We start from the raw sequence: 13,297 nt of genomic DNA on the forward strand, positions 1-13,297 counted from the left end.
GTGCCCTTTAAACCCTTAGTCACCGCAGGTATCGAAAACGTACTGAATGCTTTTCTCTATCGTGCTCCGGCGCTTAAAGCAGCGCGTCAGCGGCTAAACGGGAAGGTATTACGTATTGTTTTAAAAGAGTTCTCGACGCCGCTTGTGCTGGTCTTCAGCGAACGCCAGCTTGACGTTCTGGGGGCGTGGGAAGGTGACGCCGACTGCTCGGTCATCACGCACGTGAGCGTGCTGCCAAAACTGCGCGATCGCCAGCAATTAACGGCGCTTATCCGCAGCGGTGAGCTGGAAGTGGAAGGCGACATTCAGGTCGTGCAGAACTTCGTTGCGCTCACCGATCTGGCGGAGTTCGACCCGGCAGAACTGCTCGCGCCCTTTATCGGCGACATTGCCGCTGAAGGTATCGGGAAAGTCTTTCAGGGTGGCACCTCCTTTGCGCGTAAAAGCCTGCAACGTCAGCAACGCTATGCGGCGGAAGTGCTGACGGAGGAGTGGCGAATGGCGCCCGGTCCACTGGAAGTGGCATGGTTTGCGGAAGAGACCGCGGCTGTTGAACGTGCGGTTGATGCCTTAACCAAACGGCTGGAAAAACTGGAGGGCAAATGACGCCTGGTGAAATTCGGCGCCTCTATTTCATTATTCGTACCTTTTTGAGCTACGGGCTCGACGAGCTTATCCCCAAAATGCGTATCACGCTGCCGCTTCGCATCTGGCGGCGGATGCTCTTCTGGATGCCTAATCGCCATAAAGGTCAGCCGCTGGGTGAGCGTCTGCGCCTCGCATTGCAGGAGCTCGGTCCGGTATGGATTAAGTTCGGGCAGATGCTCTCGACCCGCCGCGATCTCTTCCCGCCGCTGATTGCTGATGAACTCGCGATGCTGCAGGACCGCGTCGCACCGTTTGACGGTGCGCGCGCGAAAAAGCAAATTGAAGAGGCGATGGGCAACATTCCCATTGAGACCTGGTTTGACGATTTCGATATTCAGCCACTGGCATCGGCCTCTATTGCTCAGGTACACACCGCGCGCCTGAAAGAAAATGGCAAGGAAGTGGTTATAAAGGTCATTCGTCCGGACATCCTGCCCATCATCAAAGCAGACATGAAGCTGATTTATCGTCTGGCGCGCTGGGTGCCGCGTCTGCTTCCGGACGGACGTCGTTTGCGTCCAATGGAAGTGGTGCGGGAATATGAAAAAACGCTGATTGATGAGCTTAACCTGCTGCGCGAATCGGCAAACGCCATTCAGCTGCGCCGCAACTTTGAAAACAGCCCGATGCTCTATGTCCCTGAAGTCTATTCTGACTACTGCAGCCAGAACATGATGGTGATGGAGCGTATCTACGGTATTCCGGTTTCGGATGTGGTGGCCCTGGAGAAGCAGGGAACGAACATGAAGCTGTTGGCCGAGCGTGGCGTGCAGGTCTTCTTCACCCAGGTGTTCCGCGACAGCTTTTTCCATGCGGACATGCACCCGGGCAATATCTTCGTGAGCTACGAGCACCCTGAGGATCCGAAGTATATCGGTATCGACTGCGGGATTGTGGGGTCGCTGAATAAAGAAGATAAACGCTATCTGGCCGAGAACTTCATCGCGTTCTTCAACCGCGACTACCGTAAGGTGGCCGAGCTGCACGTCGATTCCGGCTGGGTGCCGCCGGACACCAACGTCGAAGAGTTCGAGTTTGCGATCCGGACCGTTTGCGAACCGATTTTTGAAAAACCGCTGGCGGAAATCTCCTTCGGACATGTGCTGTTGAACCTGTTCAACACGGCTCGCCGCTTTAATATGGAAGTTCAGCCACAGCTAGTTTTACTTCAGAAAACATTACTTTACGTTGAGGGTGTAGGCCGACAGCTCTATCCTCAGTTAGACTTGTGGAAGACCGCGAAACCTTTCCTTGAATCCTGGATTAAGGATCAGGTGGGTATTCCGGCGCTGGTGCGCTCGCTGAAAGAGAAAGGCCCGTTCTGGATAGAAAAAATGCCTGAAATTCCTGAACTGGTTTATGACAGTTTGCGTCAGAGCAAGAACCTTCAGCACAGCATGGATAAAATCGCTCGCGAACTTCAGTCCAGCCGTGTTCGTCAGGGGCAGTCACGCTATCTCTTTGGGATTGGCGCAACGCTGCTGCTGAGCGGTACGCTGCTGCTGATCAACCGCCCGGAGTGGCAGATGATGCCCGCCTGGCTGATGGCCGCCGGGGTGGTTGTCTGGCTTGCCGGATGGCGAAAAACGCGCTGAGTTTGCGTCGCTATCGACGGGTCGCATACGTATAATGCGACCTGACTCATTAATCATCTATCCCTGAGGAACGTGTATGGGTGGTATCAGTATCTGGCAATTGTTGATCATTGCCGTCATCGTCGTGCTGTTGTTTGGCACCAAAAAGCTCGGTTCTATTGGTTCCGATCTGGGCGCGTCTATCAAAGGCTTCAAGAAAGCGATGAGCGATGATGAGAGCAAGCAGGATAAAACCAGCCAGGACGCTGACTTTACTGCTAAATCCATCTCCGACAAGCAAGAAGAAGCCAAAAAGGAAGACGCTAAACGCCACGATAAAGAGCAGGTGTAAGTCGTGTTCGACATTGGTTTTAGTGAGCTCCTGCTGGTCTTTGTGATTGGCCTGATCGTGCTGGGGCCTCAGCGTCTGCCGGTGGCGGTGAAAACCGTTGCGGGCTGGGTTCGTGCGCTGAGATCGCTGGCATCGACCGTTCAGAATGAACTGGCTCAGGAGCTTAAGCTGCAGGAATTTCAGGAAAGCCTGAAAAAGGTTGAGAAGGCGAGCATGGATAACCTGACGCCGGAACTGAAAGCGTCAATGGATGAGCTGCGCGAAGCGGCGGAATCCATGAAGCGCTCCTACAGCATTAACGATCCTGAAAAAGCGAGCGATGAAGCGAACACCATCCATAACCCGGTGGTGAAGGGCAGCGAAGAGCAGCGTGAGGGCGTAACGCCTGCCAGCGCTGAACATCAGGCTGCTGCGCCTGAACAGACGCCGCAGGAAACCGAAGTGAAAAAGCAGGTGCAGCCGGAAAAGCCCGTGGTTAATGCTGCCGAGGCAAAACCCGCCGCGCCCGTTTCCGAATCATCCCCCTCGTCGAGTGATAAAGCGTAAACATGGCTGTAGATGATACTCAACCGCTGATTACGCACCTCATAGAGCTGCGTAAGCGCCTGTTAAACTGCATCATTGCGGTTCTCGTTATTTTTCTATGCCTGGTCTATTTCGCCAACGATATCTACCAGGTGGTTTCTGCGCCGCTGATCAAGCAGATGCCGCTGGGCGCAACGATGATTGCAACAGACGTTGCTTCTCCGTTCTTTACCCCCATCAAGCTGACCTTTTGGGTGTCGTTGATTGCCTCTGCGCCCGTGATTCTGTACCAGGTGTGGGCCTTTGTGGCGCCAGCACTGTATAAGCACGAACGTAAGCTGGTCATCCCGCTGCTGGTGTCCAGTTCGCTGCTGTTCTATATCGGCATGGCGTTTGCCTATTTCGTTGTCTTCCCGCTGGCCTTCGGCTTCCTGACGCATACCGCGCCGGAAGGCGTCCAGGTGTCGACGGATATCGCCAGCTACCTCAGCTTTGTGATGGCGCTGTTTATGGCGTTCGGCGTGGCCTTTGAAGTACCGGTGGCCATTGTGCTGCTCTGCTGGGTAGGGGTCACCACGCCGGATGACCTGCGTAAGAAGCGTCCGTATATCCTGGTCGGCGCATTTGTGGTCGGCATGCTGCTGACACCGCCGGATGTGTTCTCCCAGACGCTGCTGGCCATACCGATGTACTGCCTGTTTGAGGTCGGCGTCTTCTTCTCACGGTTCTACGTGGGTAAAGGGCGTCGGTCGGATGACGAAGACGCGACGTCCGACAAGACCACTGAAGAGTAAAACCAGCCGCCCGTCAGGGCGGTTGTTATATGGGGATTCGCATGTTTGATATCGGACTTAACCTGACCAGCTCGCAGTTTGCGAAAGATCGCGATGAGGTGGTTGCGCGCGCGTTTGCCGCCGGGGTGAAAGGACTGCTGCTGACGGGCACCAACCTGCATGAGAGCGAGCAGGCGCAGCAGCTGGCGCAACGCTACGAACGCTGTTGGTCTACCGCGGGCGTACACCCACATGACAGCAGCCAGTGGACCCCGGAAAGCGGTGAAACCCTGCGCAGGCTGGCGAAGACACCGGAAGTGGTGGCGATTGGCGAATGCGGCCTCGATTTCAACCGTAACTTTTCCACGCCAGAAGAGCAGGAAAAGGCGTTCACTGCCCAGCTTGCGCTGGCGGCAGAGCTTGAAATGCCCGTATTTATGCACTGCCGCGACGCGCATGAGCGTTTCCTGACTCTGCTGGATCCGTGGCTTGAGAAACTGCCGGGCGCAGTGCTGCACTGTTTTACCGGCTCACGGCAGGAGGCGCTGGAGTGCCTGGAGCGCGGGCTTTATCTGGGGATTACCGGCTGGGTTTGCGATGAGCGCCGCGGGCTTGAGCTTAGGGAACTGTTGCCAGCGATCCCGGCCGACCGGTTGCTCCTTGAAACGGATGCGCCTTATCTGCTGCCGCGCGATATGAAACCCAAACCGGCATCGCGACGCAATGAGCCCGCTTATCTGGGGCACATTGTTGAGCGCGTCGCGACGTGGCGCGGAGAGGATCCGCACTGGCTTTCCGTACAGACGGATGACAACGTGCGTAAGCTGTTCGGGATAAACGTTTAAAGTTTACGGAAGTCGGTGTTTTTAACGCTCTGCAACACCTGTTTGTTCAGCAGATTAAGCAACAGCATGGAGCGCGCTTCCCCGTCCGGCTCGGCAAAAATCGCCTGCAGGCCTTCGAAAGCCCCTTCAGTAATCACGACGCTATCGCCCGTGTAGGGCGTTTCCGGGTCGGTAAGGCCTTCGGGCTGCTGATAAATCGACAGCTGGTGGATCACCGATGAGGGAACCGTCGCGGGGTGAGCGCCAAAGCGAACAAAATGGCTGACGCCGCGCGTGGCGCTGATGGTGGTGGTGTGGATCACCTCAGGGTCGAACTCCACGAACAGGTAGTTCGGGAACAACGGCTCGCTCACGGTTGTGCGCTTCCCGCGCTGCATTTTCTCAAGCGTGATCACGGGCGTCAGGCAATTGACAGACTGACGTTCAAGATGTTCCTGCGCGCGCTGAAGTTGCCCGCGTTTGCAATACAGTAAATACCAGGCCTGCATAATCACTCTTTCCCTTAGTTCGGGGCGCAAGCATATCAAAACCCTGGCGGGATCGCTAAGTTGATTATAATGGGCGAAAATGGGGCAGAACGCATAACTTCACGCTAATTTAACAAAATTACAGCATCAAGCAGGCTTACGCCGTATAATGAAGCGCTTACAGAGAGGCCATGATTAACTGCATGAAATACCACGATCTCCGCGACTTCCTGACGCTGCTGGAAAAGCAGGGTGAACTCAAACGTATTACACTTCCTGTTGATCCTTATCTGGAGATGACAGAAATTGCTGACCGCACCCTGCGTGCCGGTGGCCCCGCGTTACTGTTTGAAAATCCGAAAGGGTACGCCATGCCGGTGCTGTGCAACCTGTTTGGTACCCCGCGTCGCGTCGCACTGGGGATGGGGCAGGAAGACGTCACGGCCCTGCGCGAAGTCGGTAAGCTGCTGGCCTTCCTGAAAGAGCCGGAGCCGCCGAAAGGCTTCCGCGATCTGTTCGACAAGCTGCCGCAGTTTAAGCAGGTGCTGAACATGCCCACTAAACGCCTGCGCGGCGCGCCGTGCCAGCAGAAGGTGCTGGAAGGCGATGCAGTTGATTTGACTAAAATCCCTATCATGCAGTGCTGGCCGGAAGATGCCGCGCCGCTGATCACCTGGGGACTCACCGTCACGCGCGGCCCGCACAAAGAGCGCCAGAATCTCGGTATTTACCGCCAGCAGTTGATTGGTAAGAATAAGCTCATTATGCGCTGGCTGTCGCATCGCGGCGGCGCGCTGGATTTCCAGGAGTGGTGTGCTGCGCATCCGGGTGAACGTTTCCCGGTGTCCGTTGCGCTGGGCGCCGATCCGGCCACCATTCTCGGGGCCGTCACGCCTGTACCGGATACGCTCTCGGAGTATGCCTTTGCTGGCCTGCTGCGCGGGACGAAAACCGAAGTCGTGAAGTGTATCTCTAACGATCTTGAAGTCCCGGCCAGTGCAGAAATTGTGCTGGAAGGTTACATTGAGCAGGGGGAAATGGCGCCAGAAGGCCCTTACGGCGACCACACCGGCTATTACAACGAAGTGGATAACTTCCCGGTGTTTACCGTGACGCACATTACGCAGCGTGAAGATGCGATTTATCACTCCACGTATACCGGGCGTCCACCGGATGAACCGGCGGTACTGGGCGTGGCGCTGAATGAAGTGTTTGTGCCGATCCTGCAAAAGCAGTTCCCGGAAATTGTTGATTTTTATCTGCCGCCTGAAGGATGCTCGTACCGCATGGCGGTGGTCACGATGAAGAAGCAGTATCCAGGCCATGCTAAACGCGTGATGATGGGCGTGTGGTCTTTCCTGCGCCAGTTTATGTATACCAAATTTGTTATTGTCTGCGATGATGACGTTAACGCCCGCGACTGGAATGACGTAATCTGGGCCATTACCACGCGAATGGACCCGGCGCGCGATACGGTGTTAGTCGAAAACACGCCGATTGATTATCTGGATTTTGCCTCGCCGGTTTCCGGTCTTGGCTCAAAGATGGGACTGGATGCCACAAATAAATGGCCTGGCGAAACCGACCGTGAATGGGGTCGCCCGATCAAAAAAGATCCTGCTGTGACCGCGCGCATTGACGCGATCTGGGACGAGCTGGCCATAATGAATAACGGTAAACCCTGAGCTGACCGTTAAGCCCTATAGACTTCCCGACAGAGAGAGCGAATGACAACCTTAAGCTGTAAAGTGACCTCGGTAGATGCCATCACCGACACCGTATATCGCGTCCGTTTAGTGCCAGAAGCGCCATTCTCTTTCCGCGCGGGTCAGTATCTGATGGTCGTGATGGATGAGCGTGATAAGCGTCCTTTCTCCATGGCCTCCACGCCAGCGGAGCAGGAATTTATTGAGCTTCATATCGGTGCGTCAGAGCTTAACCTGTATGCGATGGCCGTCATGGACCGCATTCTGAAAGAGCGTGAGATCGTAGTGGATATTCCGCACGGTGATGCGTGGCTGCGCGATGACGAAGACCGTCCGCTGATCCTGATTGCTGGTGGTACAGGCTTCTCCTACGTGCGCTCCATTCTGTTGACCGCCCTGGCGCGTAACCCTGACCGTGATATCACGATCTACTGGGGTGGCCGTGAAGAGAAACACCTGTATGACCTGTCTGAACTGGAAGCGCTGAGCGTCACCCATCCTAACCTGCGCATTGAGCCGGTGGTTGAGCAGCCGGAAGAGGGCTGGCGCGGGCGTAGCGGGACGGTGCTGACGGCAGTGCTGCAGGATCACGGTACGCTGGCGGGGCATGATATCTACATTGCAGGGCGTTTCGAGATGGCGAAAATCGCCCGCGATCTGTTCTGTAACGAACGTGATGCGCGTGAAGACCGCCTGTTTGGCGATGCGTTTGCTTTCATTTAAATAAAAAACCCGCCCCTGACAGGCGGGAAGAACGGCAACTAAACTGTTTCTCTTCGCCAGTGACACGACTGGCGGCGAGGTACCTCTCGTAGGCCGGGAAAGCGCAGCGCCTCCCGGCAAAAGCCCGATGGCGCGATGCTTATCGGGCCTACGTTATAGCCTTACACTCTCTCAAACACCGTCGCGATACCCTGACCCAGCCCGATACACATCGTTGCCAGACCAAACTGGGCATCTTTGCGTTCCATCAGGTTGATCAGCGTCGTGCTGATACGCGCCCCGGAGCAGCCCAGCGGGTGACCGAGGGCGATCGCGCCGCCGTTGAGGTTAATCTTTTCGTCGATCTGCTCCAGCAGCCCCAGATCTTTAATGCACGGCAGGATCTGCGCGGCAAACGCTTCGTTCATCTCAAAGAGATCGATGTCGCTGGCGGTTAAGCCCGCTTTTTTCAGCGCCAGCTTTGAAGCCGGAACCGGGCCGTAGCCCATGATCGACGGATCGCAGCCCACGACCGCCATCGAGCGTACCCGAGCGCGAGGCGTTAATCCCAGCTCGCGGGCGCGGCTTTCGCTCATTACCAGCATCGCGGCGGCGCCGTCGGACAACGCCGACGAGGTCCCTGCCGTGACCGTACCGGTGACGGGGTCAAACGCCGGACGCAGCGTGGAAAGCGCTTCGACGGTGGTTTCCGGGCGGATGACTTCGTCGTAGCTGAACTGCTTCAGAACGCCGTCTGCATCGTGGCCGCCGGTAGGGATGATCTCGTTCTTAAAGGCACCAGACTGCGTGGCGGCCCATGCGCGAGCGTGAGAACGCGCGGCAAAGGCATCCTGCATTTCGCGGCTGATGCCGTGCAGGCGGGAGAGCATCTCGGCGGTCAGACCCATCATCCCCGCAGCTTTCGCCACGTTGCGGCTCATCCCTGGGTGGAAATCGACCCCGTGACTCATCGGGACGTGACCCATATGCTCGACGCCACCGACCAGGCAAGCCTGAGCATCGCCGGTCATGATCATGCGGGCAGCGTCGTGCAGCGCCTGCATTGATGAACCACACAGGCGGTTAACGGTGACGGCCGGAACCGAATGCGGGATCTCCGCCAGTAGCGACGCGTTGCGGGCGATGTTGAAGCCCTGCTCCAGGGTCTGCTGCACGCAGCCCCAGTAGATATCGTCGAGCGCAGCCGGATCCAGCGCCGGGTTACGCGCCAGCAGGCTACGCATCAGGTGCGCGGAGAGGTCTTCCGCACGCACGTTACGGAACGCGCCGCCTTTTGAACGGCCCATCGGGGTGCGAATCGCATCAACAATGACAACCTTTTCCATTGTGACTCCTTAAGCCGTTTTCAGCTCGCCAACCGGACGGGCTGGCTCAACTGCGGGATAGTAGGGTTCGTTATGGCGCGCTTTGTTACGCAGCCCTTCCGGCACTTCATACAGCGGGCCGAGGTGCTGATACTGCTGAGCCATATCGAGATAGCGGGCGCTGCCGAGTGTGTCCAGCCAGCGGAACGCGCCGCCGTGGAACGTAGGGAAGCCCAGGCCGTATACCAGCGCCATATCCGCTTCCGCCGGGCTGGCGATAATGCCTTCTTCGAGGCAACGCACCACTTCGTTGATCATCGGAATCATCATGCGGGCGATGATCTCATCGTCGGTGAAGTCGCGTTTCGGCTGACTGACATCGGCCAGCAGGCTATCCACCGCCGCGTCTTCTTCTTTCTTCGGTTTGCCCTTGCTGTCTTCTTTATAGCGCCAGAAGCCCAGACCGTTTTTCTGACCGAAGCGGTTAGCGTCGAACAGCGCGTCAATCGCGTCGCGATAGTCTTTCTGCATGCGCTGCGGGAAGCCTGCCGCCATTACCGCCTGGGCGTGGTGGGCGGTATCAATGCCCACAACGTCCAGCAGATACGCCGGTCCCATCGGCCAGCCGAACTGTTTTTCCATCACTTTGTCGATTTTGCGGAAGTCCGCGCCGTCGCGCAGCAGTTGGCTAAAACCGGCGAAATAAGGGAACAGCACGCGGTTGACGAAGAAGCCCGGACAATCGTTAACGACGATCGGCGTTTTGCCCATCTTGCTGGCCCAGGCCACCACCTTGGCGATGGTGTCGTCAGAGGTTTTTTCCCCACGGATCACTTCGACCAGCGGCATACGGTGTACCGGATTGAAGAAGTGCATGCCGCAGAAGTTTTCCGGACGCTTCAGCACGCTCGCCAGTTCGCTGATTGGAATGGTGGAGGTGTTAGAGGCCAGTACGGTATCCGGGCGAACCTTGTCTTCCGTTTCCGCCAGCACCGCTTTTTTAACCTTCGGGTTCTCGACGACGGCTTCGACCACCACGTCGACACGGTCGAAACCGCTGTATTCCAGCACGGGCTGAATGGTGGAGATCACGCCTGCAAGCTTCAGACCGTCAATTTTCCCGCGCTCAAGCTGTTTATTCAGCAGCTTGGCCGCTTCGGTCATGCCCAGCGTCAGGGATTTTTCGTTGATGTCTTTCATCACCACCGGCACGCCTTTCCAGGCTGACTGGTAAGCGATGCCGCCACCCATAATGCCCGCGCCGAGTACCGCCGCATGTTTTGGCGTCTCAACGTTTTTGGTCAGCTGTTTGGCTTTGCCTTTCACAAACTGATCGTTCAGGAAGATACCGACCAGCGCGCGAGCCTCATTGGTGTGCGCCAGCGGGACAAAGCTCTGATTTTCGAGCTTCAGCGCTTCATCGCGCCCGAAACGGGCAGCCGCTTCAATGGTTTTCACCGCCGTGATCGGCGCCGGGTAGTGTTTACCCGCCGTCTGCATCACCATGCCTTTGGCGATGGTGAAGCTCATGGTGGCTTCAATCTTGCTGAGTTTTAACGGCTCCAGCTTCGGCTGGCGTTTGGCCTTCCAGTCGAGCTCGCCGTTAATGGCCTGACGCAGAATGGCGAGTGCGCCTTCAACAAGCTTCTCCGGTTTTACAACGCCGTCGACCAGACCAATTTTCTGCGCCTGTTCTGCGCCGACATCTTTACCCGCGGCAATGATCTCCAGCGCGCTGTCGGCACCGAGCATGCGCGGCATACGGACGGAGCCGCCAAAGCCCGGCATAATGCCCAGCTTGGTTTCCGGCAGGCCGATGCGCAGGTCCGGCGTCGCCAGGCGATAGTCGGTCGCCAGCACGCACTCGCAGCCACCGCCCAGCGCATAGCCGTTAACGGCGGAAATAGTCGGGACAGGCAGATCTTCCAGACGATTAAAGACGCTGTTGGCAAAGTGCAGCCACTGGCTCAGCTGTTCTTCCGGTACCAGGAACAGCGAAAGGAACTCGGTGATATCGGCACCGACGATAAAGGCCGCTTTGTTCGAACGCAGCAGCAGCCCTTTTAATTCAGGTTGTTTTTCAAGAACATCCAGCGCCTGGCCAAGACTGGCCACCGTCGCGGTATCAAGCTTGTTCACTGAGCCGGGGGCATCGAACACCAGTTCGGCAATGCCATCTTCCAGCCAGTTGAGGTACAGGGTGTCGCCTTTGTAGAGCATGTCAGTCTCCTGAATCCAGCAATTGGATCTGGTCATACCAGATGAATCGGAGTGTGGGATTTATGTTAATAAAATGCAAATTACTCATTAAGAAATTGCTGCATTGATCACGGTCGGTGGAAATCACGCAGGCGGAGTGAGGTGTGCTAAGATGCGATGACTTGAGGTCAAAAAACGAAAGGAATAATGATGGACTCACTGGCTTCGCTTTATAAAAATCATATCGTTACCCTACAGGAACGTACCCGCGATGTACTGGCCCGCTTTAAGCTGGATGCGCTGCTGATCCACTCCGGCGAGCTGATGAATACCTTTCTGGATGACCACGCTTATCCGTTCAAGGTGAACCCACAGTTTAAGGCGTGGGTGCCGGTGACGCAGGTGCCCAACTGCTGGCTGCTGGTGGATGGCGTGAACAAGCCGAAACTGTGGTTCTACCTGCCGGTCGATTACTGGCACAACGTTGAGCCGCTGCCGACCTCTTTCTGGACGGAAGAGATTGAGGTCATTGCGCTGCCAAAAGCGGACGGTATTGGCGGCCAGCTGCCTGCCGCACGTGGCAACATCGCCTATATTGGCCCTGTTCCGGAGCGTGCATTGGGCCTGGATATTGCGGCAGACAAACTCAACCCGAAAGGGGTGCTGGATTACCTCCACTATTACCGCGCGTACAAAACCGACTACGAACTTTACTGCATGCGTGAAGCGCAAAAGACCGCGGTGAACGGTCACCGTGCGGCGCATGAAGCCTTCCAGTCCGGCATGAGCGAGTTCGATATCAACCAGGCGTACCTGACCGCCACCGGTCATCGCGATACCGACGTGCCGTACAGCAACATTGTCGCGCTCAACGAGCACGCGTCCGTCCTGCACTACACCAAACTGGATCACCAGGTTCCGTCGGAAATGCGCAGCTTCCTGCTGGACGCAGGGGCAGAGTACAACGGCTACGCGGCCGACCTGACCCGCACCTGGGCGGCGAATGCGGACACCGAGTTCGCGCAGCTGATCAAAGACGTGAACGATGAACAGCTGGCGCTGATTGCCACCATGAAGGCGGGCACCAGCTATGTGGATTACCACATCCAGTTCCATCAGCGCATCGCCAAACTGCTGCGTAAGCACCAGATTGTGAAAGACATGAGCGAAGAGGCGATGGTCGAGAACGATCTGACCGGGCCCTTCATGCCGCACGGCATTGGTCACCCGCTGGGCCTGCAGGTGCACGACGTTGCGGGCTTTATGCAGGATGATACCGGTACGCACCTGGCGGCACCGTCTAAATATCCTTACCTGCGCTGCACCCGTATTCTGGAACCGCGCATGGTGCTGACGATTGAACCGGGGATCTACTTTATCGAATCCCTGCTGGCGCCGTGGCGTGAAGGCCAGTTCAGCAAGCACTTCAACTGGGAAAGAATTGACGCGCTGAAGCCGTTTGGCGGTATTCGTATCGAAGATAACGTGGTGATTCACGAAAACGGTATCGAGAATATGACGCGAGACCTGAAGCTGGCCTGATGGAAAGCTGGCTAATACCGGCTGAACCGGTCACCTTTGTTGAGGAAATCAAGAAAAGCCGCTTTATTACGCTGCTGGCGCATACCGACGGCGTAGAGGCGGCAAAAGCGTTTGTCGAGTCCGTCCGGGCTGAGCATCCTGACGCCCGTCACCACTGCGTGGCGTGGGTAGCAGGGCCGCCGGACGATTCGCAGCAACTGGGGTTTTCCGATGACGGTGAACCGGCGGGCACGGCCGGTAAACCCATGCTCTCCCAGCTTATGGGCAGCGGCGTGGGCGAAATAACCGCCGTGGTGGTGCGCTACTACGGCGGCATTTTGTTAGGCACCGGTGGGCTGGTTAAAGCCTATGGCGGGGGCGTGCAGCAGGCGCTTAATATGCTGGTCACTACCCGCAAAACGCCGCTTACCGAATATACTTTATTATGCGATTACGCCCAGCTATCGGGTATTGAAGCGCTGCTGCGGCAGTTTAACGGTGTCATCGCACACAGTGAATATCAGGCAATGGTGCAATTACGCGTGGCGCTTCCTCAGGCGGAACTGGCTGCTTTTTCAGCAAAACTGGCTGATTTTAGTCGTGGTTCGTTGCAATTGCTGCCGATTGAAGAATAATCCCCACCTCACTTTTGAATACCAA

13 protein-coding genes are annotated in these 13,297 nt (G+C 56.7%); 10 read left to right on the plus strand and 3 right to left on the minus strand.

The window, feature by feature from the left end; all coding sequences use genetic code 11:
- From ubiJ to tatD, 6 genes are all read left to right on the plus strand, one after another.
- Positions 1–606, plus strand: coding sequence for a ubiquinone biosynthesis protein UbiJ (ubiJ, locus tag ACMGGE_RS17775; protein ID WP_420294007.1), 606 nt, complete (start codon positions 1–3; stop codon positions 604–606).
- Positions 603–2,243, plus strand: a complete 1,641-nt coding sequence (gene ubiB, locus ACMGGE_RS17780; RefSeq protein ID WP_045909219.1) for a ubiquinone biosynthesis regulatory protein kinase UbiB — start codon at positions 603–605, stop codon at positions 2,241–2,243. Before ubiJ ends, ubiB begins: the two co-directional genes overlap by 4 nt.
- A 76-nt stretch (positions 2,244–2,319) precedes the next feature.
- On the plus strand, positions 2,320–2,574 hold the full coding sequence (gene tatA / locus ACMGGE_RS17785) for a Sec-independent protein translocase subunit TatA (RefSeq protein ID WP_020882874.1): 255 nt from the start codon (positions 2,320–2,322) through the stop codon (positions 2,572–2,574).
- A 3-nt stretch (positions 2,575–2,577) separates the two neighbouring features.
- Positions 2,578–3,120, plus strand: coding sequence for a Sec-independent protein translocase protein TatB (gene tatB / locus ACMGGE_RS17790; protein WP_008501521.1), 543 nt, complete (start codon positions 2,578–2,580; stop codon positions 3,118–3,120).
- Positions 3,121–3,122: 2 nt separating this feature from the next.
- Entirely contained in the window at positions 3,123–3,893 is a 771-nt protein-coding gene (gene tatC, locus ACMGGE_RS17795) for a Sec-independent protein translocase subunit TatC (protein ID WP_045909218.1), read from the plus strand.
- 41 nt (positions 3,894–3,934) lie between these two features.
- On the plus strand, positions 3,935–4,717 hold the full coding sequence (gene tatD, locus ACMGGE_RS17800; RefSeq protein WP_420294008.1) for a 3'-5' ssDNA/RNA exonuclease TatD: 783 nt from the start codon (positions 3,935–3,937) through the stop codon (positions 4,715–4,717).
- Here the strand turns inward: tatD and rfaH are convergent.
- Positions 4,714–5,205 carry a transcription/translation regulatory transformer protein RfaH gene (gene rfaH, locus ACMGGE_RS17805; RefSeq protein WP_028015881.1) on the minus strand — a complete coding sequence of 164 codons (492 nt, stop codon included), beginning with the start codon at positions 5,203–5,205 and terminating at the stop codon, positions 4,714–4,716. The two genes, tatD and rfaH, sit on opposite strands and share 4 nt — an antisense overlap.
- Positions 5,206–5,378: 173 nt before the next feature.
- Here rfaH and ubiD point away from each other — a divergent pair, with 173 nt between their 5' ends.
- Both ubiD and fre read left to right on the plus strand, forming a co-directional pair.
- On the plus strand, positions 5,379–6,869 hold the full coding sequence (gene ubiD, locus ACMGGE_RS17810) for a 4-hydroxy-3-polyprenylbenzoate decarboxylase (protein ID WP_196347471.1): 1,491 nt from the start codon (positions 5,379–5,381) through the stop codon (positions 6,867–6,869).
- A gap of 42 nt (positions 6,870–6,911) precedes the next feature.
- Positions 6,912–7,613: an NAD(P)H-flavin reductase gene (gene fre, locus ACMGGE_RS17815; protein WP_008501516.1), complete on the plus strand. Its 702-nt coding sequence runs from the start codon at positions 6,912–6,914 to the stop codon at positions 7,611–7,613.
- A gap of 161 nt (positions 7,614–7,774) precedes the next feature.
- On the opposite strand, the gene fadA is transcribed toward fre, so the two are convergent.
- Together fadA and fadB are read right to left on the minus strand one after the other, a co-directional pair.
- Positions 7,775–8,938, minus strand: coding sequence for an acetyl-CoA C-acyltransferase FadA (fadA, locus tag ACMGGE_RS17820; RefSeq protein WP_048226879.1), 1,164 nt, complete (start codon positions 8,936–8,938; stop codon positions 7,775–7,777).
- Between the two features lie 9 nt (positions 8,939–8,947).
- Entirely contained in the window at positions 8,948–11,137 is a 2,190-nt protein-coding gene (gene fadB, locus ACMGGE_RS17825; protein WP_420294009.1) for a fatty acid oxidation complex subunit alpha FadB, read from the minus strand.
- 189 nt (positions 11,138–11,326) lie between these two features.
- On the opposite strand from fadB, the gene pepQ reads away from it, so the two are divergent.
- Both pepQ and ACMGGE_RS17835 read left to right on the plus strand, forming a co-directional pair.
- Positions 11,327–12,658 carry a Xaa-Pro dipeptidase gene (gene pepQ / locus ACMGGE_RS17830; RefSeq protein WP_420294193.1) on the plus strand — a complete coding sequence of 444 codons (1,332 nt, stop codon included), beginning with the start codon at positions 11,327–11,329 and terminating at the stop codon, positions 12,656–12,658.
- Complete coding sequence (locus tag ACMGGE_RS17835) at positions 12,658–13,272, plus strand: IMPACT family protein (RefSeq protein WP_024908007.1); 615 nt, start codon at positions 12,658–12,660, stop codon at positions 13,270–13,272. The genes pepQ and ACMGGE_RS17835 overlap by 1 nt, the downstream gene beginning before the upstream one ends.
- Positions 13,273–13,297: the final 25 nt, after the last annotated feature.

The sequence above is a fragment of the Enterobacter sp. BNK-22 genome (assembly GCF_048684805.1).
GTDB classification, from domain to species: Bacteria; Pseudomonadota; Gammaproteobacteria; order Enterobacterales; family Enterobacteriaceae; genus Enterobacter; species Enterobacter quasiroggenkampii.